The organism is Tunturiibacter empetritectus (genome assembly GCF_014201375.1).
GTDB lineage: Bacteria > Acidobacteriota > Terriglobia > Terriglobales > Acidobacteriaceae > Edaphobacter > Edaphobacter lichenicola_D.
Genome location: NZ_JACHDZ010000003.1, coordinates 125,945 through 150,864, shown reverse-complemented (window position 1 = coordinate 150,864; position 24,920 = coordinate 125,945). Strand labels below are relative to the sequence as shown.

Below are 24,920 nucleotides of genomic sequence, written 5' to 3'. Positions count from 1 at the left end.
ATAGGTCTTGATTTGGTGCTGATTCGTCCGAAGCCTGGAGGAGAGGGAGAGGCATGAAGCTGGATGTCATTGAGCGGCTTCTTGCCAATCTCGAGGTGGGGGTTGGGGCGTTTGCTTCCTGCGATATCCGACGAGGACACCAACTTACTTTTGAAGCGCGTCCTGCTGCGGGGGTTCACTACTGCCTGGCTGGAAAGGGTGTTTTACGGATACGAAACGGTAAGACCGTTGAGGTACGACAGCATAGCTTTGTTCTACTGCCTCCTAATGTCATCTACAGTCTGGGGGCAAATGAGACGGAAGAGAGCGACAGTGTGCCGCGTCGCCGGCTGCGTGTACCTTTGTTCAAAGAGAGCGTTCCCACGATTCAGGCGGGAGAGGGGGCGACCGGTATCGTTACGGTGTGTGGGGAGATTCGCTTCGAAGGCGTCGGTATACCAGGATTTTTTGCTCAATTAGGTGAACCGATGATTGAGCACTTTGAGGGACCGGATGGGTTGAGGGAGCAGTTCATCATTCTTCTGGCAGAGTCTGCGCGACCTCAATTCGGGACCCGACCTTTGACGGAGGCGCTGTTGAAGCAGTGTTTAATTCTTCTGTTGCGGCGGAAGATTGAACGCGGCGCGCCACCGCTGCCCTGGATAGCTGCACTCGCTGATAGGGGACTATCCAAAGCGCTGCATGCGATCCTTCATCGTTACTCAGAGACGTTTACCGTGGAGACGTTGGCATCGATTGCCGGGATGAGCCGCGCGGCGTTTGCCTCTCGCTTTACGCGGGTCTTCGGTCAGACGCCAATTTGTCTGTTGAGGTCGGCGCGTCTTAGTCGTGCGAAGGAGCTTCTGGCTACGTCAGATGGGTCGATTGATCAGATTGCTCGCTGTGTCGGTTTTTCGAGCCGGAGCAGCTTCTCGCATGCTTTTCGTCAGGCGTACGAGATCGATCCGTCTGCATTCCGCGCCACTGCGCTGGTTGGATCGGACTCGACCTTTTGAGAACCGCTCGTGGTCGAGCAGGCATTTCGGATTTGAAGCAGCCGTCTTAGGGGTGGATTATTTTTTTGCGAGGGTTGCAGCTGTCGTGTTGATCTGGCATACGGCTACGGCGGAGTTGCGGTAGGGGCAGGAGAAGGCGGTGGTGGCCTGGGGGGAGAGGAGGAGCCAGGTGACTCCGTAGGGGCGCAGGCGCTCGGTTCTCTGTGCGTCGGTGAGTTGATTCAGGCCTCGTTGCGCGTCGCGGTAGGGGCCCCAGACAGCTGCCAGCGCGGGAAAGAGAGAGGAGACGCCCTCGTCCTTGCTGTCGTTGAGGGTGCTTCGTTCTGCCATGGCGCGGAATCCGGGTTCGTCGTCGGAGCTATGGGTTGCGGTGGAGTCGGAGGCGAAGAGGGCCTGCGGAGGGGTGTGGGCGCGGACCCAGAGGAAGGCTTGCTCCTCGGGGCTGGTTGGCCGCTCCCAGGGCCACTCGATGTGCGAGGAGACGGGGTAGGATTGGTGATCGCCATAGGCCATTCCGGCGATGGCGATGATCAGGACGGCGATGCCTGGCAGGACTCTTCGGCGAAGGATGTGGAGGCCGATGAAGCCGCCGAGCATGACGAGGCCGAGGACGTAGATGGTGTGAAAGCTGCGGAGCACCTGAAGGCGCATGAGCAGATCGGGGTGATCCGGGTGGACGAAGCAGAGGGAGGCGAGGCAGCTGGTGGCTCCGGTGAAGACGCAGGCCAGGCAGAGCTTGCCGGTATTGGTACGGAGGCCGGACCTTACGGCGGCGATGGCCATGAGGAGAAGCGGGGCGATGAGGCCGAGGATCTCGTCCCATTGCCAGCGGGAGAGGAAGTAGTAGGTGCGGCTGAGGGCGGCTTCGCGGTAGTAGGGGGAGACGGGGTCGTGCCGGGTGATCCAGGCGATGAGGCCGCAGAGGAGGAAGGCTGCTCCGCAGAGACCGAGGGCCGCGCGCGTTCGACGCTCGTTGAGGAGCATGAGCGTAAGGAGGAAGCCGATGAGGTAGATGCCCATCAGCGGATGAAGCGCGCAGGCGAGAAGGGTGCAGATGGCCATGCGGGTCCAGGAGCGATCGAGGCAGGCTACGATGGCGAGCAGGGTGAGCGGGGTGGAGAGCGAGCGCGCGGTGAGATAGGGATCGGCTACCAGCAGAGAAGTGGCCGCGGCGGGCATGGTGAGACAGACGGCGGCGAGGAGGGTGCCGCTCCATCGCGCGTACTCCGAACGGAACAGACGCATGGCGAGGAGATGCGAGGCGAAGAGGAAGGCAAAGATGGAGACGCAGTAGGTGAGCAGCAGAAGGATCTTGAAGGGGAGATGGGCGTGGATCGAGATCCATGCCAGGAGATGGGAGAAGAGGGAAAGCCTGCTGTGGCCGTCGACGAATAGGGCGTCGGGTTGAAAGAGCGAGGGGTCGATGGTTCTCTCGAGGCCGGCGACGTAGATGGCTCCATCCTGCGAGTAGGGATGGTAGCCGTGGAGCAGGAAGGTCGCTGAGGCCAGAGCCGTCAGGGGGATGAGTCTGTTGCTTACGTTGTTGCTGGAGTGGTTGAGACTGGGTGGCGCAGTTTCATAGGCTGCTGAGTCAACGGATAAAACTACCAAATTCATCTCTCCCAGAAATCTTCAGCATTCTTTCTTCGTACGCTATTTCTGGGTGTGGGGAGCCCCTTCCAGTTTTAACGCTTGAATGGGAAGGGTAGCAGTTTTACCGATATCGCACCGTGAGCCGCCTACTTCAATTCCCTTATAGCAGAGGGTAGACGAAGTACAACGTCATTTGTGTGCATCTTTTGGGTCTACTATGCAGCTTTTTTTGTTGCCAAGGTGCTTAAGGGAGCGGATTGCGCGGCTTCGAGTTGGTCTGCAACGACTTAGGAGATGGCGGCGGTGACCAAGGCCTGGGCTTCGGTTTGTATTTGTTTGAGGTGATCTTTTCCTTTGAAGCTCTCGGCGTAGATCTTGTAGACGTCTTCGGTGCCGGAGGGGCGGGCGGCGAACCATCCGTCTTCGGTGGTGACTTTGAGTCCGCCGATGGGGGCGTGGTTGCCGGGCGCTTCGGTGAGGATGGCGGTGATGGGTTCGCCTGCCAGCTGATTTGCGGTGACTTGTTGCGGCGACAGTTTGGCCAGCTTGGCTTTTTGATCTTTGGTGGCGGCGGCGTCGATGCGCTCGTAGACGGGGTTGCCGTACTTCTCTGTGAGCTCGGCGTAGAACTGGCCGGGGTCTTTGCCGGTGCGTGCGGTCATCTCGGCGGCGAGTAGGCCGGGGATGAGGCCGTCCTTGTCGGTGGTCCAGACCTGGCCGTTGCGGCGGAGGAAGGTGGAGCCGGCGGACTCTTCCCCCACAAAACCTAACGAGCCGTCGATTAGGCCGTCTACGAACCACTTGAAGCCTACCGGGACTTCGAGCATGGGGCGGTTGAGGCCCTTGGCTACGCGGTCGATGATGCTGGAGGAGACGAGGGTCTTGCCGATGCCGACTTTCGCGGACCACTGGGGGCGGTTGGTGAAGAGGTACTGGATGCAGACGGCGAGGTAGTGGTTGGGGTTGAGGAGGCCGGTGGTGCGGGTGACGATGCCGTGGCGGTCGTGGTCGGTGTCGGCGGCGAAGGCTACGTCGTACTTTTCTTTGTTGGCGATCATGCTGGCCATCGCGTAGGGGGAGGAGCAGTCCATGCGGATGCGGCCGTCCCAGTCGGTGGTCATGAAGCGGAAGGTTGCGTCTACGTTGGGGTTTAGGATTTGTAACGGTAGATGATACTTATCGGCGATGCGAGGCCAGTAGTGGACGCCGGCTCCGCCTAGCGGGTCTACGGCTAGCTTGAGAGTGGTTCCGGCGAGGACTTCGAAGTCGATGACGTTGGCGAGGTCGTCGACGTAGGAGGTGATGTAGTCGTGGCGGTGGGTGGTGGGGGCGTTGAGGGCCTGGGTGTAGGGGATTTTTTTTATCTGTGAATTGGAGCCGCGGGCGCCGGTGAGGCCGGCGGCGATGATGTCGTTGGCGCGGTTCTCGATCCACTTGGTGGCGGTGGTGTCGGCGGGGCCGCCGTTGGGTGGGTTGTACTTGAAGCCGCCGTCTTCGGGTGGGTTGTGGGAGGGGGTGATGACGATGCCGTCGGCCTGGTGATCTTTGTGCGTCGCGTTGTAGGTGAGGACGGCGTGGGAGAGGGCGGGGGTGGGGGTGTAGGCGAGGTCGGTGTCGACCATGACGTCGATGTTGTTGGCGGCGAGGACCTCGAGGGCGGTGGCGAAGGCGGGCTCGGAGAGGGCGTGGGTGTCTTGCGCGAGGAAGAGCGGGCCGGTTGTGTTTTGGTCGCGGCGGTAGTCGACGATGGCCTGGGTGATGGCGGCGATGTGGTCTTCGTTGAAGGCTGTGTTGAAGGCGCTGCCGCGATGGCCGGAGGTGCCGAAGGCTACCCGTTGGGCGGGCAAGGTGGGGTCGGGATGGAGGGTGTAGTAGGCGGTGATGAGGCGAGAGAGATTGACCAGGTTGGCGGGGAGCGGGGGCTGGCCGGGCTGGTTGGGGGTCTGAGTTGGATTGGTGCTCATGCCGTCTTGTCCCTCTTCGTGTGCCGATTGATTGTTGCGACCTTTGACACTATATGGGATGCGGATGTGTGGAAGATGTATGGGGCGGGTTTGAGGGGAGCCGGGATTGACACGGAAGTCGCAGAGGAAGGTGCTTGTGTTTTGGGTGTGGTTAGCCTAAAACGGGAATGATCCGGGTTGTGTGTTTTGATTTGTAACACTGCTGGGCCGCTTTCTAGCCAGCTTCGACGTGCGCTGTTGAGTTTTGATCGTGGAGACGATGGCTGGTCTTGTTTGGCGCGAAGGTGCGTCGCGGGGCCTGTCCATGAGGGGTTGGATGGGCCAGGTACGACGGATTCTGCTGTATGGGTTGGGGCTTGCGGGGCTTTGGTTCGCGGCGTTGCCGGCGTTCGCGGTGGAGACGACGCTGGTGGCGGACGCTCATGTGAACAGCGCGCGGCAGGCGGTCAATAGCGGGGCGATCTCGAATCTGAATGTGGGCGGCGGGTATACGGCGCTGCTACAGTTCGACCTTACGATGTTGCCGGCGGGGACTACGGCGGCGCAGGTGTCGCGGGCTACGCTGCGGCTTTATTGCAATCGGATGGATACGGCGGGCTCAGTGAGTGTGCAGCCGGTGAACGGGAGCTGGGGGGAGTACAGCGTGACGTATGGGACGCTGCCGGCGCTGGGGAGTGCGGTGAAGACGGTGTCGGTGGGCCAGGCCGGGGCTTATGTGGTGGTGGATGTGACGGGGCTGGTGCAGGGGTGGGTGAGTGCTCCGGCGACCAATAATGGGGTGGCGCTGACGGCGACGACCGCGGTGGTGCAGTTCGACAGCAAAGAGAACGACCTGACGGGGCATGCGGCGGTGCTCGATGTGGCGCTGGCTTCGGGGGGAGCTACTGGGGCTACAGGAGCTACCGGGCCTGCAGGTCCTGCGGGTCCTGCGGGAGCTACGGGAGCCACTGGGCCGGTTGGGCCTGCGGGTGCGCCGGGGTTGAGCTTTCAGGGGGCGTATGTGGCGGGTTCGACCTATGCGCTGCATGATGTGGTGACTTATTCGGGGTCGAGTTTTGTGTCGTTGACGGGAGGGAACCGGGGGAATACGCCGGGACTCACTGCGCAGTGGGCGGTGCTGGCGCAGGCAGGGACGGGTTCGGGTGGCAGCGGTGGGACGGTGGGGCTGGCTTACCAGGGGATGTATGCCGCGGCTACGAACTATGCGTTGAATGATGTGGTGACGTATCAGGGGTCGAGTTATGTTTCGTTGATTGTGGCGAACCATGGGAATACTCCGGGGGTTAGCTCGGGGCAGTGGGGTGTGCTGGCGCTGGGGGCGGTGGGGATTCAGGGACCGGCGGGGCCTGTGGGGGCGCAGGGGCTGCAGGGGTTGACCGGGCCGGCGGGACCGACCGGGGCTGCGGGACCGACGGGAGTTGCTGGTGCTGCCGGTGCTCCGGGGCTGCCTGGGTTGGTTTATCAAGGGGCCTATGCCTCGACGACGAACTATGCACTGGGGGATGTGGTGCTTTGGCAGGGAGCTAGTTATGCTTCGCTGCTGAATGGGAATCATGGGAATACTCCGAGTGCGAGTCCGGGGCAGTGGGGGGTGTTGACGGCGCAGGGACCGGCGGGGCCTACGGGGGCGCAGGGGCCGCAGGGGATTGCGGGGGCGCAGGGATTGCCGGGTTCGGTGGGGCCGAATGGGCCTCCGGGGCTACAGGGGCTGCAGGGGATTGCGGGGCAGGCTGGGGCGCAGGGGTTGACGGGAGCTACGGGGGCGCAAGGGTTGAGTGGGCCGATGGGTCCGCAGGGGCCTGCGGGGCCGGTGGGGATGACGTTTCGCGGGAGTTACTCGTCTGCGGTGAACTATGGGCTGGCGGATGGGGTGCTGTTTGGCGGGTCGGCTTATGTTTCGCTGGTGGCGGGGAATATTGGAAATACTCCTAGCTTGAGCCCGGTGCAGTGGTCTTTGTTCGCTACGGGTTCGACGGGCGCTACGGGGGCGCAGGGTCCGGCGGGGCCGCAGGGTTTGCAGGGTCCGGCTGGGGTGGCTGGAGCGGCGGGGACGCAGGGGGCTACGGGTACTACGGGGCCGCAGGGGCCTCCGGTGGCGAACTATACGGGGAACTATGTCTCGTCGACGAACTATGCGCTGCATGATGCGGTGAGCTTCAATGGATCAACCTATGTTTCGCTGTTGGCAGGGAATGTTGGGAATACTCCCTCGCTGAGTCCTGGGCAGTGGGCGGTGCTGGCGGCGCAGGGCGTTGCTGGACCGGCTGGTGCGACTGGGCCAGCAGGGCCGACGGGTGCGGCTGGGCCAGCGGGGGCCAATGGAGCGGCGGGTCCGCAGGGTCCTCCGGTGAGCTTCGTGGGCGGATGGCTGGTGGGGAGCAGTTATCCGGTTGGGAGTGCGGTGAGTTATGGCGGGTCGAGTTACATCGCTCTGGTGGCGAATGTTGGAAGAGAGCCGGATGTGAGTCCGAGCTATTGGGGATTGTTGGCGCAGGCTGGGCCGCAGGGACCTGCGGGAGCTACGGGTGCGACGGGTCTGCAGGGCGCGACGGGATTTCCGGGGCCTCAGGGAGTTGCAGGGCCTACTGGCGCTACGGGTTCGGCTGGACCTGCGGGCGCGACCGGGGCTTCGGGACCGGCGGGGCCACAGGGTGCTGCGGGACCGACTGGAGTTGCTGGGCCGGCGGGGATGGTCTATCGGGGGAGCTTTTCTTTCAGCACCACCTATGGCTTGAATGATGCGGTGAGCTATTTGGGATCGAGCTATATCTCGGTGGCTGCGAACAACTTTGCGAATGCGCCGAATACAAGCCCGTCGGTGTGGAGCTTGTTGGCGGCGCAGGGTGCGGCTGGCGCTACCGGAGCGGTCGGGGCGACGGGGGCACAGGGGACGGCGGGGGGGCAGGGGCCGCAGGGGGTGGCTGGTCCTGCTGGGCCGGCCGGGGCGGTGGGGGTAACGTTTCGCGGGGCGTGGACGGGCGCGGTTAGTTATCACACGAATGATGTGGTCAGTTTTGGCGGTTCAACTTATCTTGCGACGACCGGGTCGGTTGGTTCGGAGCCGGATCTCTCGCCGGCCGTGTGGGCGGTGCTGGCACAGAATGGAAGCGCGGGGGCGACGGGACCGGCTGGGGCGGCGGCTTCGGTGAGCGTGGGGACGGTGACGACGGGCGGGGCGGGGACTCAGGCGAGCGTGACCAATGTTGGGAGTGGGAGTGCGGCGGTGTTGAACTTCACGATTCCTCAAGGCGCGGCGGGCGCCAATGGGACGGGCGGGGGCGGTGGGGCGGGTATGAGTGGGATACCGTTTGCTTCGATCTATCACTCGGTGTCGTTCAATCTGCTGTTTCATTCGGTGAATAGTTCGGCGGATGCGGCGACGGAGACGGACGCTGTATTGACCTGGGTTCCGGCGGGGTGCACGGCTACGCAGTTGAGTGTGTTTTCACGTGAGACGACGAACACGGTGAATGTGATTTTGCGGCAGGGGACGCCGGGGAGTATGACGAATACGTCGCTGGCTTGTTCGGTTGCGCCGGGCGCGTCGTGTACGCAGGAGGGCAATGTGACGGTGGCGGCGGGGAACTTTGTGGACTTTACGGTGACGGGTGCGAGCGGGACGGCTACGGGAATGTGGATGGCGCTGGCTTGTAACTGATCCTGCCGGACGGGCCCGCTGCGCGCGGGGTGTTCGCACGCCTATTTAGAGCTTCGCGTGGTCCCTCCCATTGGTCGGAATCATCTTCCTCGCGACCAACGGGGGCGCCAACCGAAGGGGTATACGAGTCACGAAGTGACCGCCGCCCGCGCAGGGCGCCCGTCCGGCAGGACATTTCTTTACAGACCGGCGAAGAGGGAGGTGCGGAGATCTTTTGCGAGCGCGGGGAGGGTGGTGAGCTGGGCGGGGGTGGGGGATTTCAGGATGTGCTCGATCTTGCGGGCGATGTCGGTGCCTTGCTGATAGCCGAACATGCCGAGAGAGCCGGTGAGCTTGTGGGCGATGCTGTAGGCCTCGAGACGGGGTTCGTCGGTAAGGGTGCCGGAGGCGGCGAGGGAGGCGGTGCGGTCGAGCAGGTCGAGACGCTCGCGCAGGGTTGGAAGGTTCTTCTTCCAGAGGCTGGCGAGGACGTTGTCGATCTGGTCAGCTTTCTTCATGCGGGAGGGCTTTGGTGGCGTGCTTTGGTGGAAGATCGAACTCGGCTGGGTGAGCTAAGCATGCGGGTAGTTTACTGCGGATTGTGTGGATGGGGTGGAATGAATGTCATGGTCTGATGTCGCACTATGACACGGAGGTAATGGGAGGCGGCGAGGGACGGGCTTTTGTGTGTAGCCAGTTATTCCTGCCGAGGAATGCAGTGTGCTGAATTTGAAAGGGACAAGCCGTCAGGGCAGGTCAGGGTCGTCGGGATCCTGCGGATGACTAGTCGGCCCAGCCGAGGGCCGTGGAGATTTGGTCGGCGAGAGTGAGGGGATCGAAGGGCTTGAAGAGGATTCCTGCGAGGCCTAGTCCGGCGAAGCGCCGCTGATCGACGCCCTGGACCTTGGCGGTGAGTAGGAGGACGGGGATCTGGGAGATGGCGGGAGTCTGCTGCATCCTGGCGAAGGTGGTGGGGCCGTCTACGCCGGGCATCATGACGTCCATGAGGATGGCGTCGGGCTGCTCGGCTGAGGCGATGTCGATGCCTTCTGCGCCGGAGCTGGCGGTGAGGATCTGCCAGCCTGCAGTTGCCTCGAGAGACAGCGCGGCTACCTCGCGAATGTCATCTTCGTCGTCGATTATGAGTATGCGTCGCATGAGCGAGTTTTATTCTCTCATGCGATGCCCGTTTGTGGAGTTGTCATTGGAAACTGTCCTGCCGGACGGGCCCGCTGCGCGCGGGGCGATCACTTCGTGATGGGTATACCCCTTCGGTTGGCGCTTCCGTTGGTCGCGAAGGAAGATGATTACGGCCGACGGGAGGGGTGTTTCGTTAGGCGGCTGGGCCTGCGGTGGCGAGGTCGGCGAACTTGGTGCGGAGGCGGTGGACCATGGAGAGGACGAGTTCTTCGACCTCCTGCGGCTGGACCTTGGCCTTGGTGAGGAACTCGGTGGGGCCGAGGCGGAGCTTGGCCATCTCGGTCTCGGACATCTCGCGGCCGGAGTAGACGACCAGCGGCATGGTGCGCAGGGTGGGCTGCTGGCGGAGCCACTCGACGAGGGAGAAGCCGTCGCCGTCGGGCAGGGTGAGGTCGAGGATGAGGAGGTCTGGCGGGCGCGTGATGCACTGGCGGATCGCCTGCTGACGGGTGGCCGCGTGATCGACATGGACTGCCGCGTCCTGGAAGCTGGCAGTGAGGACGCTGGCGAGGTCTTCGTCGTCTTCGACGAGGAGGACGTAGGCTGGGCCTTCGCCCTGGTGCAGGACGCGGCCTAGTTCTGCGAAGAGGAGATTTTCGTTGAAGGGTTTCTGGACCCATCCTTGCGCGTCGCCAGTGAGCTGGGGGCGAAGGGTGGAGGACAGAACACTGAGCACAACGACGGGGATGTTGGCGGTGATGGGGTTGTTGCGGAGACGCTGAAGGGTCTCCCATCCGCTGAGGCCGGGCATGTAGAGGTCGAGGAGGATAGCTTCGACGTGATGCTCGGCGGCGAGGATGAGGGCCTGTTCGCCGGAGCTGGCTTCGACGACGGTGTAGCCCTGGCGGGTGAGGTGCTCGGAGACTACGGTACGGATGCCGGCGTCGTCGTCGCAGACCAGGATGGCGCCTTCGCCGCGGGGGGGGAGCTGGGAGGGGACAGCGACGTCGGTGGCGCGGGTGGTGCGGGGCAGCATCATGTAGAGCGTGGTGCCGGTGCCGAGATTGCGCTGGGCCCAGATGGAGCCCGAGTGCTGCTGGACGATGCTGCGGCAGATGGCGAGGCCGAGTCCGGTGCCGCCCTTCTGGCGGGCGTCGGAGGGCTCGATCTGCTGGAAGCGGTCGAAGATGGTATCGAGCTTGTCGGCGGGGATGCCGCGGCCCTCGTCGACGACCTTGAGGAGGATGGAGTCGGAGGCGGCTTCGGTGTGGATGCGGACCGTAGAAGCGGCTGGGGAGAACTTGATGGCGTTAGAGAGGAGATTGGTGAGGACCTGGAGGATTCGGTCGGAGTCGCCGTCGAAGAAGAGGGCTTCGGGATAGGCGGCCTGGGCGACGGTGGAGGGCTCGAGCGCGAGATGAACGGTGTTGGCGTCGGCCATGGGGGTCATGGTGTCGATGGCCTGCTGGGCAAGATCGCGCAGGGAGCAGCGGCGAATCTGCAGGGGAGCGCGGCCGGACTCCATGCGCTCGAGGTCGAGGATGTCGTTGATGAGGCGGATGAGGCGGTCGGTGTTGGTGACGGCGATGCGGAGGAGGTTGAGTGCTTTGGCGTCTACGTCGCCGATGATGCCGGAGGAGAGCAGGCCGAGTGCGCCGCGGATGCTGGTGAGGGGCGTGCGGAGCTCGTGCGAGACGGTGGAGATGAACTCATCCTTGAGGGTGTCGAGTTCGGAGCGGTGGGTGAGTTGTAGGGTGTGCTGATGCTGCTGTTCGCGGGCCTGGGTCAACTGGTCGGATAGGTCACGGTTATTACGTTGAACGCGCAGAAAAGCGACGAGCAAAACTGCAGAGGTGGTGAGGAGCGATAGGTAGCCAAGTAGAGGAAGGATGTGCATTTTTTCCGGTAACCCATGGTAACTGCAAATCGACTAATCAGTAACTAAGTTTGGTGACCGTTGGAAAACTTATACCGCTTACGTGTTACAGCGCAGTTTGGATGGGGGGCTCGGTGAAAAGGTTACAGGAACCCGATCCGTTAGCGGAAATAATCTGATTTCAGGCTGAGGATGACAGAAAATAAGTTGCAGTGGGAATAACACCTCCGTGGGTTATCACAGATGACAACATTGGAGGCAAAGCACTTAGGTGGAAAAACTGACTATAAAAAGCCGCCTATTCGCGGGAAAAGGCGGCTTTTTATAGGGTTTTATAGGGTTTAGGCGGTTACGGGAACCTGGTCAAGAACGGTGGTCCATTTTTTCCCTTTTCGGGAAGCGTGGGCGTTCTTGTGGAAGGCATAACTGGTAATCAGGGGTAGGGCAAGGGTGGCTTCAGAGAAGACCATCTGCTCGTAGGTGAGGTCGACTTTGCCCCAGCTGGAGGCCTCTTTGAGGGTCGAGCCGGAGAGGGCGCCGTCGCGGGCGTCGGCTACGGTGATCTGGATGGCGTACTTGTGCATGGAGGCTTCGACACCGAGGATGTCGGCGGCTACGACGATGTCCTGGGCGAAGTTCTTGGGAACGCCGCCGCCGATCATGAGGAGGCCGGTGGTGGGGTTGGCGATCTTGAGCTGGGTGATCTCGTAGAAGTCTTTGGCGGAGTCGATCGAGACCATTGGTTTGCCCTGTCGGGCGTGCTGGTGGGCGACTAGACCGAAGCCGGCGGAGCAATCGGAAAAGGCGGGGCAGAAGATGGGGACGTTCTTCTCGTAGGCGGCGAGGACGATGGAGTCGCGGCCGCCTGCCTGCGGGGTCTTGCCGTTTTTGCTGAGGTAGGCACCCATCTCGCGGATGAACTCGCGGGAGCTGTGCGGCTTGGGCTCGAGGGAGTTGGTGATCTGGTGGGTGATCTCATCGCACTGGCGAAGCTCTTCTTCGTCGATGAAGGTGTCGTAGATGCGGTCGATCATGAGCTCGCGGAGCTCGGCGTCGCCTGCGCCGTATTTGTACTCGTCGCCGGCGACGTAGTGGTTGAAGCCGAGAGCCTCGAAGAAGTCCTGATCGACGATGTTGGCGCCGGTGGAGACGACGGCATCGACCATGTTGTTGCGGATGAGGTCGACGAAGATTTTTTGAAGGCCAGCGGAGATGAGGGAGCCGGCGAGGCAGAGGATGACGCCGCAGTCGGTGTCGCGGAGCATCATGTCGTAGATGTTGGCAGCGCGGGCGGTGTCACGCGCGGAGTAGGCCATCTGGGACATCGCGTCGACCAGGGGAACGACGTTGTGCTGCTTGATGTCGAGGTGCTGAATGGGGCGGGCGAGGAGTTCTTTTTTTGTAGGCATGGCTTTTATAGGATATCAATTTTGGCTAGTAACGGCGCGGATTTCATGTGAATTTCATACGAGAGGCTTGTGTCCTGCCGGACGGGCTCGCTACGCGCGGGGCGGTCACTTCGTGACGCGTATACCGGTCTTGGTGGATCGGCTGCCTGGGTCCTCCCTTTGGTCGGATGAAGGATTTATCAGGGTTTGAGGAAGGTTTGGACGGCTTTGTCGAAGGTGGCGGGTTGGTCGTACATGATGAAGTGGCGGGAGTCGTCGATGCGGACGATCTTCAGGTTCGGCTTGGTGGCGTAGGCGGTGGTGTAGAGGGTTGTGACCTGGTCGGCTGGGCCTTCCGCGGTTTCATAGGGATAGAGAAGCGTCATCGGCGTCTTAATGGTGGCTAACTGAGGGCGGAGGTCGGTGCCGAGGTCTTCAAGCATGGCGTTGGCGAAGACGGTGCGGTCGGAGGCGATGGAGGAGGCTGAGACCAGGCGCTGGCCTTCGGGATCTTTGACGAGGCGGTTGGTGAAGGTGGGCGAGGATGCGGCGAACTGATCGTTGGGCATGGCGATGAACTGGTCGTGCATGGCCTGAGCCTGTGGTGCGACGGTTTCTACTGTCGCGGCGGGGTTGAAGACGAGGCCGTAGAAGGGGAGGGTGTCGACGATGAGGAGCTTGTTGACGTCTTCGGGATGGGCCTGGGCGAGCATGAGGGCTAGAAGGCCGCCCATGGAGTGTCCGATGACGGGGATGGGCTGGAGGTGGTTGACGACGAGGTACTGGTGAAGTTGCTCGACTACCGGGGCGAGGATGGGGCCGGTGGCATTGGGGCCGGAGGGTTCGCCGGCGAAGCCTGCGATCTGTATGAGGTGGAGACGGTAGGCAGGAGTGAGGAGCTTTGCTTCGGCGGCGTAGACGTCACGGGAGCTGGCGAGGCCGGGGATGAGGAGGACGTCGGGGCCTTTGCCGGGGGCGACGCCTTCGATGACGACGGAGAAGCGGGTGGGTGCGGCCGTGATTGCCTGGCCGAAGACTGGCTTTTTCAGCAGAAGAATGCCAGCCAGGATCAGGAGAAGGATGACGAGGCGGTAGGTTGTGCGGGATAGGGTCATGGCTGAGCTCCTTCGAACGATTTCAGTGTGCCGGGTTTATTGTCTGGTTGTTAGTGGCTGGCGTCAGTGAAGTGAGGTGACAGATGTCATGAGCGAGATGGTTTGGGCGTGCTTATTCTTCGTCGGTGAAGATGGTTTCGATGGGACTGTTGAAGAGGCGAGCGAGTTTGAAGGCGAGCGGGAGGCTTGGATCAAACTTGCCGGTCTCGATCGCGTTGACGGATTGACGGGAGACTTCGAGTCGCTCGGCTAGATCGGCCTGGCTCCAGTTGCGTTCGGCGCGAAGGACACGGAGGCGGTTCTTCATTGGCTTTTCCTGAGGTGGATTAGGCTGGCTGATCTCTGCAGCGTCGGTCGCGATTGCTGGCAGTGTGTCTTTCAGCGGTATCTCATTCGTACGAACGGCTGGGAGAGTGCCATGACGATCCAGAAGACGACATAGACATAAAAGATGGAGATATGGGGCGCGTTGGCGAAGTCTTCGAGAAAGCCCCAGATGGTGCCGAGCGAAAGAGCGCCGCCGAGACCCCAGAGCATCGACTGAATGAGGATGGAGCGTTGGAACTCGTCGGATTCTTCGGCGATGTAGAGGTCAACGATAACGAGTGAGCCAACCAGCGGCAATGCAGGGAGCACGGCGAGAAGGTAGGCGACTAAGCCGGTGGGGTGGTGGTGATGGAAGATCCTCTGAACAATAAAGAGGCAGATGACATAGACAAGCATTGTGGGAGCGAGGCGGTAGAGGTAGCGGAGTTCGGCTTTTGACTTTGGGATGCAGATCATGACAAGAGTCCCTTCCATAAAGACAACTAAGCTTGACATAAATGAGAGTGATTGTCAAGCGTGCTTGTCATTTTATTTCCAAAACTCTCTTTGATTTCCACGAGTACCAAGATTCGTTGAGCCGGTGTCCTGCCGGACGGGCCTCCTGCGCTCAGTCACCCCGTAAACGAAGACCTGTTTGCGGGGACCCCGATTCGGCGGTCACTTCGTGACTTGTATACCTTTTCTGGGTGGGGTGTGCGGCACGGGCCCCCCCTTTGGTCGGATGGGCTTTTGTTTTGCTGGGGTGCACTTTGCGACGATGAGGGTAATGTCGTCGTGTTGCTCGTGGGTGCTGAAGGTCTTGATCTCGTCGATGATGGCGGTGAGGAGGGCCTGGGGCGGGAGTTTGGAGTGCCGGCCGAGAGCGGCGATGAGGCGGTCTTCGCCGAACTCCTCTTCGGACTCGTTGAAGGATTCTGTGACGCCGTCGGTGTAGAGGGTGAAGAGGTCTCCTGGGGCGAGCTGACACTCGACGACGGGGGAGTGCCACTCTTCGAAGAGACCGAGGACGGTTGCGGTGGAGTGGAGGCGCTCGACGTCGCCGTTGTGGCGGAGGATGATGGCGCAGAGGTGGCCGCAGTTGGCGTAGCGGAGGAGGCGGGCGGTGTCGTCGTAGTCGGCGAAGAAGACGGTGGCGTAGGCGCTGTCGGTGGTGTTCTGGTAGAAGAGGCGGTTGACGGATTGGAGGAAGGCGTGGGGCTCGTCGCGGGCGAGGGTGAACTGACTGCGGAGGTTGGCCTGAAGGTTGGCCATGAGGAGCGCGCCGGCGATGCCTTTGCCGGCGATGTCGCCGATGACGAGACCGAGGCGGCCGTGGCCGAGGGAGAGGAAGTCGTAGTAGTCGCCGCCGACGTGACGGGCCTGGATGCAGATGCCGGCGTAGTCGAGGGTTTCGAGCGGGGGGAGGGTCTGGGGGAACAGGCGGGCCTGGACCTGGCGGGCGATCTCGAACTCCTGGGCGGCGCGGCGCTCGGCCTCGATCTTCTGGGTGGCGTCGTGACGCTGGCGCTCGATCTCGCGGCTGATCTGGTTGGAGCCGAGGAGTTCGAAGGAGTTGCCATCGATGTCGTAGAAGCCGGCGACGGTGGCGCCGAAGATGGTCTGCTGGGGCGGGTGGTGGAAGCGAACGCCGCGGTTGCGCCAGAGCTCGTAGGTGGTGTTGATGTCCTCGGAGATGAATCCGACCTGGGTGTTGCGGCCGATGAGTTTGTAGTTCTCTGAGCCGGGCTTGGGCGCGATGAGGGCGAGGATTGCGGAGCCGTCGGGAGGGGCGATGGCGACCCAGCGGCCGTCGAAGTCTAAGCGGGCGTCGGCGACGATGCTGAAGCCGAGCTGGTCGACGTAGAACTTGAGGCTCTTGTCGTGGTTGCGGACGTAGACGGTGGATTTGAAGATGCGCAGGTAGGGGCACTCGGGACACTCGCGTTCGGCCGGTTCGGCGAAGATGCGGGGGGATGAGGTTGCCTGAGGTTCGGGCTTCACGTGGTAGCTCCCTTTGCGAAGGTTTGAGGCGGCGTTTAGGTGCTGCTGGCAATTGCTGGAGTTGCGAGATCATCATCAACCCTTTGCCGATTCGATGTACAGGGCCACTTGTCGACTCTTTGGAGGGCCAAAGGGAAGAGGGTTGCTTTGAAGTGATTTGGAGACGAGACTGTTGGGATGAACGTTAACTTTGCAGAACGGGCCCATAACCATAACTGGAAGCTGGACCCGATTGTGCGGTCGCTGCTGGATACGGACTTCTACAAACTGCTGATGCTGCAGTTTATCTGGAAGAACTTTCCAAAGATTCATGTGACTTCGGAGGTCACAAATAGGACGGTGTCGGTACGGCTGTCCGAGCATATCGCGACGGCGATGCTGGTGGACCAGATGGAGCATGTGCGCGGGCTGCGGTTTCGGCGGTCGGAGATAATCTGGCTGGCGGGAAATACGTTTTATGGGACACGGTCGATCTTTGAGCCGGCGTTTCTGGAGTGGCTGGAGAGGGACTTTCGGCTGTCCGATTACAAGGTGACCGAGCACAACGGGCAGATTGTGGTGCGGTTTGAGGGGCTGTGGACAGAGGTGACGATGTGGGAGGTCTACGGGCTGGCGCTGGTGAGTGAGATGAAGACTCGGGCGGCGTTGAGTACGCTGAGTGAGCTGGAGCTGGATGTTTTGTATGCGCAGGCGAAGACGAAGCTCTGGGAGAAGATGGAACGGCTGCGGGCGGTGCCGGAGGTGAGGATCTCGGAGTTTGGGACGAGGCGGCGGCATAGTTTTTTGTGGCAGGAGTATGTGGTTGAGGTGATGCGGATGGCGCTGGGGCCGAGTCTGTCGGGTACGTCGAATACTTTTCTTGCTTACAAGCACGACCTGGAGGCGATGGGAACCAATGCGCATGAACTGCCGATGGCGATGGCAGCGCTGGCGAGGGACGATGAAGAGCTGCATGCGTCGCAGTATCGTGTGCTGGAGCTCTGGCAGAAGAGCTATGGCGGCGAGTTGCTGATTATGTTGCCGGATACTTTTGGGACGACGCAGTTTTTGGCTGGAGCGCCGGATTGGGTGGCGGATTGGACGGGGCAGCGGTGCGATAGCAAGGACCCTTTTGTTGCTGGGGACGAGTATGTTGCGTGGCTGACGGAGCGGGGCAGGGATGCGAAGAAGAAACGGCTGATTGCGTCCGATGGGTTGGATGTGGGGGATATTCTGCGGCTTCATGATTACTTTCATGGGCGGATTCGATTTAGTGCTGGTTGGGGGACGCTGTTGACGAATGATTTTCGTGGGTGTCATCCGAGGGGAGAGACTGCGCTGGAGCCGATCAGCCTGGTGTGCAAGCTGATGACGGTGGAGGGTCGGCCGGCGGTGAAGCTGTCGGATAATGCGCGGAAGTCTACTGGGCCGGCGGAGGAGATTGAAAGGTATCGGCGGGTGTTTGGGAGTGTGGCGGTGGAGGGGGCTTTGGTTACGGTTTAGAAGCTTGTGGCCTGCCGGCCGGGCTCGCTGCGCGCGAGGCGGTCACTTCGTGACTTGTATACCTTGTTTCGGTGACGCTGGCTTTGTGGGTCCTCGCGTTGCTTGGCTTGTTCATTTTTTGTGAAGTGAGTGCCACGTATACTTTTCGGCATGATGAGATGGATGGGCTTGGTTCGGGTTGCGGCAGCAGTGGCTTTGCTGCCGGTGCTGACGGTTCAACAGAGTTTGGCTTGGGGGCGCGATGGGCACATGATGATCAATCGATTGGCAGGGGCTGCGCTGCCGTCGGATGTGCCGGAGTTTTTGCGATCGAAGCAGGGGCTGGATGCGCTGGAATACTACGGGCCGGAGCCGGACCGGTGGAAGTCGCCGCTGGAGCCGGAGCTGAATGCGGCTGAGTTTCCGGAACACTATATCGATCTGGAGTGGGCGGACCTAGTTGGAGAGTTGCCGAGGAGGCGGTATGACTATGTGCGTGCGCTTGAGTTTGCGCAGAAGTCGCACCTGGATCTTGCGTTGACGCCGGAGAAGGTTGGGCTGCAGCCTTATGTAACCGTTGAAGTGTGGGAGCGGTTGAAGAGTGCGATGCGGGACTACCGGAAGCTGAAGGAAGACCACAAAGATACGAAACCTTCGGAGTGCGAGATTGTGTTTTTGGCGGGATGGCTGGGGCACTATGTCGCGGATGGTTCGCAGCCGCTGCATACGACGATTCAGTACAACGGGTGGACGGGGCCGAATCCGAAGGGGTATACAACGGAGCACAGGATTCATGCGCTGTTCGAATCGACTTTTGTGTCTGCGAATGTGAAGCCGGGAGAGGTGGCTCCGTTGATTGCGGAGAAGCCGGTGGTGCTGGGGGATGTGTTTACCGACTACGTGGCTTATCTGCGGCATACGAATTCGCTGGTGGAGAAGACGTATCAGTTGGAGAAGGATGGTGCGTTTGCGGGGGCGGGGACGCCGGAGGGGAAGGTATTTGCTGAGGAGAGGCTGGCGGCTGGAGCTACAGAGCTGCGGGACATGATCTATTCGGCGTGGGTGAAGAGCGCGGAGCCGCTGCCGCCTTCGAAGTGGGCGGACTAGTGTGGGCTGTTGTCCGGTTGTGTTGATGAGAGAAGCGGGTACTGGTGGTGTTCGACGCGCTTAAGGAGTCTTCGCAGGAATGGGGTGAGTGCGAGTGCGATGATTGGGATTGCGATTGCGGCGAAGATGGCCCAGAGGGCGAAGGCGTGCCACTCCCATAGCCAGAGCTGACGGGAGAGGGCGAGGGGACGCTCGCGGGCGGCGTGGAGCAGCTCGTTTGCCGATAGGGGCATAGGTGCGGTGTGGAAGACACGGCTGGCGAGGCGGATGAACGGGATGACGAGGACGAGTTGGAGTGGATAGACGACGTGGTTGCCGAGTTGTGAGGCGGCTATGTTGAGGCGCAGGAGGAAGGCTACGGCGAGGCAGAGGACGGTGGTGCTGCCGAGGATGGGGTTGATGCCGATGAGCAGACCGACGGTGAGGCTCCAGGCTAGTTTTTCCGGCGACGCTCCCATGCGAAGGAGCGCGAGGACAGGAAGTGCGACGCGGCGATAGAGCCAGTTGTGATGAATGGGTGCGGGGACTTTGCTATCGACGCTGAGATTGGATTCGTTGGGCTGCACTGCTGACAGGATAGACTGCGCGATGAGGCTTCGTTCAAGAAGCGCGGCTTCAGGCGAGTGAGGATTCGATCAGGTGAACTTTTTTCGGGCTGCGTGGCGGAGCGTTCAGATGGTGGGGATGTTTGTGAGGTTCGGTGCGGAGTTGGCGTTGACGCGGCCGTCGACACGTGAGGCGCGGGCTGATTGGCTGCATCGCTTTTGTGCGACGGCGATGCGAGGGATGGGAGTTGAGATCAGTGTCTTGGGGAGTTTTCCTGAGCGTGGGGCGGTGATCTCGAATCACTTGAGCTATCTGGACATCATCGTGTTTGCGGCGGTGCATCCGTGCGTGTTTGTGTCGAAGGCGGAGATCAGGATCTGGCCGGTGGTGGGGTGGATGACGACGATGTCGGGAACGGTTTATGTGGAGCGGGGGCATGGCGGATCTGCGATGAAGGCGCGGGCGGAGATGCAGGCGGCGGTGGACGCGGGATTGCCGGTGGTGTTTTTTCCTGAGGGGACGACGAGCAATGGAAGTGGGTTGCTGAAGTTTCATAGCGGGCTGCTGGCGCAGGCGATGGATGGCGGCGCTCCGGTGACGGCGGCTTGTCTTCGCTATGAACTTCGAGAAGACAACGGGGATGATGTGAGCGTTGCGGATGACGTCTGCTACTGGGGGGACCGGAATATGCTGGGGCATGTCTTTACCTTTCTTGGGCTGCGCGGGGTGCGGGCGGAGGTGCGGTTTGCCGAGGAGCCGATGGAGTTTTCGAGCGACGTGCTGCACCGGAAGCAGGCGGCGGTGGAGGCTCGGGCGGCGGTGGACGCGCTGAGAACTAACACCTTTAGGGAAGGAGAGGAGGTGTCGCGGGAGATGCACCATTTTTGATTCAACGAATGTTCATTTGCCGTGAACATTCTGTAACAGAGGAAGACGCAGACTGACATCGAACGCACCACAATCCTGGAAGTTGCAAGGAGAGTCGATGCTTACAGTCACTGAGTCGCGGTCTATCGCACTTCTTCCGAATAAGGCTGTGTCTCCGGAGCTGCCGTCGAAGAAGGATATTCGACTGGAGGCTGGAGATTACGTTGTACGGCTGGCATTGAGCGAGGGGGAGCGGGCCGCGGCGTACAGGCTGCGCTTTCTGGTGTTCAACCTGGAGATGAACGAAGGGCTTGAGTCGGCCTATGCGGATGGGTACGACAAGGATCACTTCGATGATGTGTGCGATCACATGATTGTGCAGGAGCGCAGCACGGGCGCGATTGTGGGGACGTACCGGATGCAGATGGGGGATGTGGCCGGGAAGTACTTTGGGTACTACAGCGAGCAGGAGTTTTGCTTCAAGCCGTATGAGGCTATGCGTGGGCAGATTGTGGAGTTGGGCCGGGCGTGCATTCATCGGGAGCACCGGTCGCCGGAGGTGCTGCATCTGCTGTGGCGGGGGATTGCGCGGTATGCGCTGGTGAACGGTGGGCGGTACATGATGGGGTGCTGCTCGCTGACATCGCAGGACGCGGAGATGGGCCATGCGGTGTATGAGTCGCTGCGCGGCTGCATGGTGGAGCCGGCGCTGTTGACGGTTGCTACGGCGCCGTTTCGATTGCCGGCGGCGAAGGTTGAGATGACGGAGGTTCGCGCTCCTAAGCTGCTGCGGGCCTATCTGACGATTGGAGCGAAGATATGCAGCGAGCCGGCGATCGATCGCGACTTCAAGACGATCGATTTTTTGACGCTGCTGGATCTGCAGACGCTGCATCCGAGGGTGGCGAAGAGATTTCTTGAGGGGTGCTGAGGTGAGTGTGGCGATCGCTGTGTGGCGATTTTTGCGTTCGGGGCTGCGTAGTTTTTGGTTCGTGGGAATGCTGGTGGCGGCGGTGGTGGACTGTTGGTGGCGGCGGCCCAGGGTTGGGGCTGAGGGTGCGATCTGGATTCATGGATGGTGCCGGCGGATTGTGAGGGTGTTGGGATTCGAGTGCCTGGTGGAGGGGGCGGTGCCGTCGGGCGGGGCGGTGGTGTCGAATCACCTGAGTTATCTGGATATTCTGCTGTACAGCTCGGTGCAGCCGTTCGTGATGGTGGCGAAGACGGAGGTGCGTGGATGGCCTCTGCTGGGCTGGCTGACGGCGCAGGCGGGGACGGTGTATGTGGAGCGGGGCGGTGGGCCGAAGACGTATGCGGGGGTGAATGCTGCGATGGCGGAGGCTTATCGGAGCGGCTTGCCGGTGCTGTTCTTTCCGGAGGGGACGACGACCGACGGAGCAGAGGTGCTGCCATTTCGACGTGGGCTGTTTCACTCGGTGTTGAATGGTGGGGTTGCGTTGCGGGTTGCGGCGCTGCGGTATTCGTTGGACGCGCATCTTGTGAATGGGAGCGCGACCGTGGGGACGGATGTTTGCTGGTGGGGCGATATGGAGTTTGGGTCGCACATGTTCAAATTTCTTGGGCTGCGTGGGCTGCGGGCGAAGATACGGTTTGGGGAGGAGATCGTCGAGCGGGCGGACCGTTTTGTGCTCTCGAAGACGGCGCAGGGGGTGGTGGCGGAGATGTATGAGGGGCTGGGGCTGGAGGCTGGGGCGAATGTCGGGTGGGAGCACGACTCCGCGTTGGTTGGGGCGCTTAGGGCTGGTCCGGGGATTGTGGAGAATTGTTGAGCGTATATGTAATGCTTCTGGTCACATATACACCAAAATTGTTACAGTAATGGTCACAATTGGTTGAGCGTACCGGGTTGGAGGGTTGCGATCTGGGGGATGAGGGCGGTGAGGAGGCAGGTGAACTGCTTTTCTACGCGCTTGCCTGTCTCCATGACGTCTTCGTGGTCGATGGTGTCGGCGGTTTCGCGTCCGTAGGCGGGGACGCCTGCGGCCATGTTGGTGACGAGGGAGAGGCCGAGGACTTCGATGCCCATATGGCGGGCGACGATGACCTCGTGGACGGTGGACATGCCGACGAGATCGGCTCCGAGGGTGCGGAAGGCACGGATTTCTGCGGGAGTTTCGAAGCTGGGCCCGAGGACGGCGAGGTAGACGCCTTCGGTGAGGAGAAACTCCTGGCGGCCGGCCTCTTCGATGGCGAGGGTGCGGAGGCGGAGGGAGTAGGCGGTGGACATATCGAAGAAGCGCTGGGCTGGGGATCCGAGGACGGTGAAGCGGGGCTCGTTGGGGCCGAGGGCCGCGTTGGTTCCGGTGAGGTTGATGTGGTCGGAGATGGCGACGATGGAGCCTTGCGCGAGGGTGGTGCGGATACCGCCAGCGGCGTTGGTGACGATGAGGGCTTTGCATCCGAGCAGGCCGAGGACGCGGGTGGGGAAGGTGACCTGCTCCATGCTGTAGCCCTCGTAGGCGTGGACGCGGCCCTGCATGACTGCGACGGGGACGCCGGCGATCTGGCCGAGGACGAGGTGGCCGGAGTGGCCTTGGACGGTGGATTGGGGGAAGTGGGGGATGTCGGCGTAGGGGATGCGCGTGGCGGATTTGACGTGGGTGGCGAAGTTGCCGAGACCGGAGCCGAGGATGATGCCGAGAGCTGGATGGAGTGGAGTCTTGCTGCAGATGTAGTCGGCGGCGGCTAGAGCTTTGGTGTAGAGGTCGGTCGTCTTGTTGGTCTCGGTCATTTCGGTCCTTGCGGCTACAAGTTACGGTGTGGAGGGTACCCTCCCCCTATCGACGGCTAAATTAGCCGGAAGGAGGGAATTGCAGAAAGACGTTGCTGCGAGGCCACATTACAAAGGAGTTACCGGGAAACTTCCATTCAAGGGGAGTAGTTGCCTTCGCCCAAGTCGGTGGAATCTGATCCTCGTGAGAGCTCGTACTTGTTATGAGTCTATCGAGTTGGAGTGGGTAAATACGCATGGTTTGGGGATTTATTGTCTCTTCGAAGAGGACGCGGAATCGCTTGGGGGGTTGACTGAAAAGCGAGGTGGAGGGCTTCGGTTGGTGTTCAGCAGAGATGGCAAGAGCGAAGTTGCGGCATGAAGGTTCGATTCCAAGACCGAGTGATCGGGTGGCAGCCGATGGTGAGGCGGGCATGAGTTCGTCTGACGACGTTCGGCCGGTGCTGGCTTCGATTCATACGGAGTCGGGTGCGAGCCTGCTTGCACTGGCGGAGGCTTCGCCGGTGTTGCTGATCTTTTTGCGACACTTTGGGTGCGCTTTTTGCCGTCAGGCGATCAGCGATGTTGCGGAGATTCGCGGTGAGTTGGCGCGACGCCGGGTGAGGCCGGTATTTGTGCACCTGGGCACGCCGGAGCGCGCGAAGCCGTTCTTCGACTACTACGGGCTTGGGGATGTGGAGCGGGTGAGCGATCCGGAGGCGAAGATCTATCAGAATCCGGTGTTTCAGTTGGCGAGGATTAATCCCTGGCTGACGCTGCTGCAGCCGTCGGTGTGGATGGGGTGGTTGAAGGGTGCGATCTTCAAGCATGGCATTGGTGCGATCAAAGAGGATGGGCACCAGAAGCAGGGGCTGTTTTTTCTGAAGGGAGCGAAGATTGTGAGGCAGTTTCGGTATCGAACGATTGCAGATGAGCCGGACTATCTGAGGCTGGTTGGGTGAGGTAGGAATGTGTATTTTCTCGCTGCGCTGCGGAAGTGCAGGGAACGGCAAGTGCTGGGATTCTATCCTTCGCTCAGAATGACGGCTTACGATGGTTACAGGAGTTTGGCGATGACCACGGTGAGGTCGTCGGTTTGTTCTGTGGTGCCAGCGAAGGTGGACACGGCTTCGGTGATGTCGGCTACGAGGGTGGTTGCGGGCTCTCCTTTTTTGCTCAGGATGAGTTTTGTCAGACGGTCGAGTGAGTACTCTTCTTCGTGTTCGTTCTCCTGCTCGGTGACGCCGTCGGTGTAGAGGGTGAGGATGTCGCCGGGTTCGAGGGGGATGACAGTGTTGGAGAACTGGGCGTCGGGCAGGATGCCCATGATAGGACCGGCTGCTTCCAGGAGAAACGATTCGCCTGTGCTGGATCGCAGGAGCAGGGGCGGGTTGTGGCCGCCGTTGGCGTACTCCAGTGTGCGGAGTCTGGTATTGAAGCGGGCGTAGAACATGGTGACGAAAGTAGCGGGCCGAGTAATTTGCTTGAGGCATTCGTCAAGATCTTTGAGGATCGCGGCTGGGCCGCTTAGCTCGTGCGCACGAAGACGGAGGGCAACGGCGAGGGAAGGCATGAGCAGAGAAGCGGCGGCACCTTTGCCGGAGACGTCGGCGATGACGACATCGACGATGTCGTCGGAGATCTGGAAGAAGTCGTAGTAGTCGCCACCGAGGAGCCGGGCAGTTTGCATGAAGGCTGCGAGCTCGAGGCCCGGAACGATCGGAGCCTTAGGCAGGACCTGACGCTGGACTTGTGCGGCGAGGAGGAGATCCGCTTCATACTCGTCGCGTTGGCGGCGCACCTCGGCGGCAAGGCGTGCGCGTTGTTTTGCGATGAGGCTGACGAGAAACCCGACGATGAGGAAGCCGGCGAGTGTGATAATGAAACGGATGATTCTGACGTGGGTGTTGTCGCCGATGGGGCCGAAGAGTTCCTGCAGGATGCTGCCCAGGACCGCGAGCCCGACTGTGATGGGAAGTGGGTTGATAAAGGCGCTGAGGGCGATGGGAAGGACGTATAGGTAGCCAAGGGAGATGTTGGCTACGACGATCCAGTCCGTGTAGGCGACGGAGACGACGGCAAGGACGACGACCAGATTGAGCAGCCCAGTGGTTTTTACTTCTTCGATTTGAACTTGTTGTTTGTACTCGGCAGTGTTTTTACTGCTTCTGAGGAATGCCATCGCGCTGAGCT

Annotated in this window: 21 protein-coding genes; 8 read left to right on the top strand and 13 right to left on the bottom strand. The window is 61.2% G+C overall.

What is annotated here, in order from left to right; all coding sequences use genetic code 11:
* Positions 1-53 precede the first annotated feature (53 nt).
* On the top strand, positions 54-995 hold the full coding sequence (locus HDF10_RS09620; RefSeq protein WP_183812833.1) for a helix-turn-helix domain-containing protein: 942 nt from the start codon (positions 54-56) through the stop codon (positions 993-995).
* 57 nt (positions 996-1,052) lie between these two features.
* Here the strand turns inward: HDF10_RS09620 and HDF10_RS09615 are convergent, their stop codons facing one another.
* Together HDF10_RS09615 and pgm are read right to left on the bottom strand one after the other, a co-directional pair.
* A complete protein-coding gene (locus HDF10_RS09615; protein ID WP_183812832.1) occupies positions 1,053-2,612 on the bottom strand; it encodes a hypothetical protein in 1,560 nt (519 codons plus the stop codon).
* 263 nt (positions 2,613-2,875) lie between these two features.
* Positions 2,876-4,552, bottom strand: a complete 1,677-nt coding sequence (pgm, locus tag HDF10_RS09610) for a phosphoglucomutase (alpha-D-glucose-1,6-bisphosphate-dependent) (protein ID WP_183812831.1) — start codon at positions 4,550-4,552, stop codon at positions 2,876-2,878.
* 316 nt (positions 4,553-4,868) lie between these two features.
* Here pgm and HDF10_RS09605 point away from each other — a divergent pair, with 316 nt between their 5' ends.
* Complete coding sequence (locus HDF10_RS09605; protein WP_183812830.1) at positions 4,869-8,210, top strand: DNRLRE domain-containing protein; 3,342 nt, start codon at positions 4,869-4,871, stop codon at positions 8,208-8,210.
* A 179-nt stretch (positions 8,211-8,389) separates the two neighbouring features.
* Here the strand turns inward: HDF10_RS09605 and HDF10_RS09600 are convergent, their stop codons facing one another.
* From HDF10_RS09600 to HDF10_RS09565, 8 genes are all read right to left on the bottom strand, one after another.
* Positions 8,390-8,707 carry an Hpt domain-containing protein gene (locus HDF10_RS09600; protein WP_183812828.1) on the bottom strand — a complete coding sequence of 106 codons (318 nt, stop codon included), beginning with the start codon at positions 8,705-8,707 and terminating at the stop codon, positions 8,390-8,392.
* Between the two features lie 265 nt (positions 8,708-8,972).
* On the bottom strand, positions 8,973-9,347 hold the full coding sequence (locus HDF10_RS09595; RefSeq protein WP_183812826.1) for a response regulator: 375 nt from the start codon (positions 9,345-9,347) through the stop codon (positions 8,973-8,975).
* A gap of 175 nt (positions 9,348-9,522) precedes the next feature.
* Positions 9,523-11,226 (bottom strand): response regulator, encoded by a 1,704-nt coding sequence (locus HDF10_RS09590; protein ID WP_183812824.1) that lies wholly within the window; start codon positions 11,224-11,226, stop codon positions 9,523-9,525.
* A gap of 320 nt (positions 11,227-11,546) precedes the next feature.
* The gene (locus tag HDF10_RS09585; RefSeq protein WP_183812822.1) at positions 11,547-12,614 is read right to left on the bottom strand and encodes a 1,9-bis(guanidino)-5-aza-nonane synthase; all 1,068 of its coding nucleotides are present in this window, start codon (positions 12,612-12,614) and stop codon (positions 11,547-11,549) included.
* Between the two features lie 179 nt (positions 12,615-12,793).
* Positions 12,794-13,708: an alpha/beta fold hydrolase gene (locus HDF10_RS09580; protein ID WP_183812820.1), complete on the bottom strand. Its 915-nt coding sequence runs from the start codon at positions 13,706-13,708 to the stop codon at positions 12,794-12,796.
* A gap of 112 nt (positions 13,709-13,820) precedes the next feature.
* Positions 13,821-14,015 (bottom strand): helix-turn-helix transcriptional regulator, encoded by a 195-nt coding sequence (locus tag HDF10_RS09575; RefSeq protein ID WP_183761732.1) that lies wholly within the window; start codon positions 14,013-14,015, stop codon positions 13,821-13,823.
* 71 nt (positions 14,016-14,086) lie between these two features.
* The gene (locus tag HDF10_RS09570; protein WP_183812818.1) at positions 14,087-14,491 is read right to left on the bottom strand and encodes a hypothetical protein; all 405 of its coding nucleotides are present in this window, start codon (positions 14,489-14,491) and stop codon (positions 14,087-14,089) included.
* 201 nt (positions 14,492-14,692) lie between these two features.
* Positions 14,693-16,015 carry a PP2C family protein-serine/threonine phosphatase gene (locus HDF10_RS09565; protein WP_183812816.1) on the bottom strand — a complete coding sequence of 441 codons (1,323 nt, stop codon included), beginning with the start codon at positions 16,013-16,015 and terminating at the stop codon, positions 14,693-14,695.
* A gap of 177 nt (positions 16,016-16,192) precedes the next feature.
* On the opposite strand from HDF10_RS09565, the gene pncB reads away from it, so the two are divergent.
* Positions 16,193-17,497, top strand: a complete 1,305-nt coding sequence (gene pncB, locus HDF10_RS09560) for a nicotinate phosphoribosyltransferase (protein WP_183812814.1) — start codon at positions 16,193-16,195, stop codon at positions 17,495-17,497.
* A gap of 162 nt (positions 17,498-17,659) precedes the next feature.
* Positions 17,660-18,583 (top strand): phospholipase C/P1 nuclease family protein, encoded by a 924-nt coding sequence (locus HDF10_RS09555; RefSeq protein WP_260177788.1) that lies wholly within the window; start codon positions 17,660-17,662, stop codon positions 18,581-18,583.
* Here HDF10_RS09555 and HDF10_RS09550 read toward each other — a convergent pair.
* Positions 18,580-19,149 (bottom strand): DUF2062 domain-containing protein, encoded by a 570-nt coding sequence (locus HDF10_RS09550; protein WP_311732723.1) that lies wholly within the window; start codon positions 19,147-19,149, stop codon positions 18,580-18,582. The two genes, HDF10_RS09555 and HDF10_RS09550, sit on opposite strands and share 4 nt — an antisense overlap.
* A gap of 73 nt (positions 19,150-19,222) precedes the next feature.
* Between HDF10_RS09550 and HDF10_RS09545 the strand changes: the two genes are divergently transcribed.
* The 3 genes from HDF10_RS09545 (at position 19,223) to HDF10_RS09535 (ending at position 21,786) form a co-directional block, all read left to right on the top strand.
* Entirely contained in the window at positions 19,223-20,017 is a 795-nt protein-coding gene (locus HDF10_RS09545; RefSeq protein WP_183812812.1) for a lysophospholipid acyltransferase family protein, read from the top strand.
* A gap of 97 nt (positions 20,018-20,114) precedes the next feature.
* Positions 20,115-20,927 (top strand): GNAT family N-acetyltransferase, encoded by an 813-nt coding sequence (locus HDF10_RS09540; protein WP_183812810.1) that lies wholly within the window; start codon positions 20,115-20,117, stop codon positions 20,925-20,927.
* A complete protein-coding gene (locus HDF10_RS09535; protein WP_183812808.1) occupies positions 20,914-21,786 on the top strand; it encodes a lysophospholipid acyltransferase family protein in 873 nt (290 codons plus the stop codon). The genes HDF10_RS09540 and HDF10_RS09535 overlap by 14 nt, the downstream gene beginning before the upstream one ends.
* Before the next feature lie 53 nt (positions 21,787-21,839).
* On the opposite strand, the gene HDF10_RS09530 is transcribed toward HDF10_RS09535, so the two are convergent.
* Positions 21,840-22,748 (bottom strand): purine-nucleoside phosphorylase, encoded by a 909-nt coding sequence (locus HDF10_RS09530; protein ID WP_183812806.1) that lies wholly within the window; start codon positions 22,746-22,748, stop codon positions 21,840-21,842.
* Between the two features lie 335 nt (positions 22,749-23,083).
* Here HDF10_RS09530 and HDF10_RS09525 point away from each other — a divergent pair, with 335 nt between their 5' ends.
* On the top strand, positions 23,084-23,689 hold the full coding sequence (locus HDF10_RS09525) for a thioredoxin domain-containing protein (protein ID WP_183812804.1): 606 nt from the start codon (positions 23,084-23,086) through the stop codon (positions 23,687-23,689).
* Between the two features lie 95 nt (positions 23,690-23,784).
* Here HDF10_RS09525 and HDF10_RS09520 read toward each other — a convergent pair whose 3' ends face one another.
* Positions 23,785-24,909 carry a PP2C family protein-serine/threonine phosphatase gene (locus tag HDF10_RS09520; RefSeq protein ID WP_183812802.1) on the bottom strand — a complete coding sequence of 375 codons (1,125 nt, stop codon included), beginning with the start codon at positions 24,907-24,909 and terminating at the stop codon, positions 23,785-23,787.
* Positions 24,910-24,920: the final 11 nt, after the last annotated feature.

What these genes read in the sequence shown, in the direction of transcription:
- HDF10_RS09600 (WP_183812828.1), bottom strand. Translation starts at nt 8,707, where the DNA reads ATGAAGAAAGCTGACCAGATCGACAACGTCCTCGCCAGCCTCTGGAAG.
- HDF10_RS09590 (WP_183812824.1), bottom strand. Translation starts at nt 11,226, where the DNA reads ATGCACATCCTTCCTCTACTTGGCTACCTATCGCTCCTCACCACCTCT.
- pncB (WP_183812814.1), top strand. Translation starts at nt 16,193, where the DNA reads ATGAACGTTAACTTTGCAGAACGGGCCCATAACCATAACTGGAAGCTG.
- HDF10_RS09555 (WP_260177788.1), top strand. Translation starts at nt 17,660, where the DNA reads ATGGGCTTGGTTCGGGTTGCGGCAGCAGTGGCTTTGCTGCCGGTGCTG.
- HDF10_RS09525 (WP_183812804.1), top strand. Translation starts at nt 23,084, where the DNA reads ATGGCAAGAGCGAAGTTGCGGCATGAAGGTTCGATTCCAAGACCGAGT.
- HDF10_RS09540 (WP_183812810.1), top strand. Translation starts at nt 20,115, where the DNA reads ATGCTTACAGTCACTGAGTCGCGGTCTATCGCACTTCTTCCGAATAAG.
- HDF10_RS09580 (WP_183812820.1), bottom strand. Translation starts at nt 13,708, where the DNA reads ATGACCCTATCCCGCACAACCTACCGCCTCGTCATCCTTCTCCTGATC.
- pgm (WP_183812831.1), bottom strand. Translation starts at nt 4,552, where the DNA reads ATGAGCACCAATCCAACTCAGACCCCCAACCAGCCCGGCCAGCCCCCG.
- HDF10_RS09595 (WP_183812826.1), bottom strand. Translation starts at nt 9,347, where the DNA reads ATGCGACGCATACTCATAATCGACGACGAAGATGACATTCGCGAGGTA.
- HDF10_RS09530 (WP_183812806.1), bottom strand. Translation starts at nt 22,748, where the DNA reads ATGACCGAGACCAACAAGACGACCGACCTCTACACCAAAGCTCTAGCC.
- HDF10_RS09620 (WP_183812833.1), top strand. Translation starts at nt 54, where the DNA reads ATGAAGCTGGATGTCATTGAGCGGCTTCTTGCCAATCTCGAGGTGGGG.
- HDF10_RS09615 (WP_183812832.1), bottom strand. Translation starts at nt 2,612, where the DNA reads ATGAATTTGGTAGTTTTATCCGTTGACTCAGCAGCCTATGAAACTGCG.
- HDF10_RS09520 (WP_183812802.1), bottom strand. Translation starts at nt 24,909, where the DNA reads ATGGCATTCCTCAGAAGCAGTAAAAACACTGCCGAGTACAAACAACAA.
- HDF10_RS09605 (WP_183812830.1), top strand. Translation starts at nt 4,869, where the DNA reads ATGGGCCAGGTACGACGGATTCTGCTGTATGGGTTGGGGCTTGCGGGG.
- HDF10_RS09585 (WP_183812822.1), bottom strand. Translation starts at nt 12,614, where the DNA reads ATGCCTACAAAAAAAGAACTCCTCGCCCGCCCCATTCAGCACCTCGAC.
- HDF10_RS09570 (WP_183812818.1), bottom strand. Translation starts at nt 14,491, where the DNA reads ATGATCTGCATCCCAAAGTCAAAAGCCGAACTCCGCTACCTCTACCGC.
- HDF10_RS09575 (WP_183761732.1), bottom strand. Translation starts at nt 14,015, where the DNA reads ATGAAGAACCGCCTCCGTGTCCTTCGCGCCGAACGCAACTGGAGCCAG.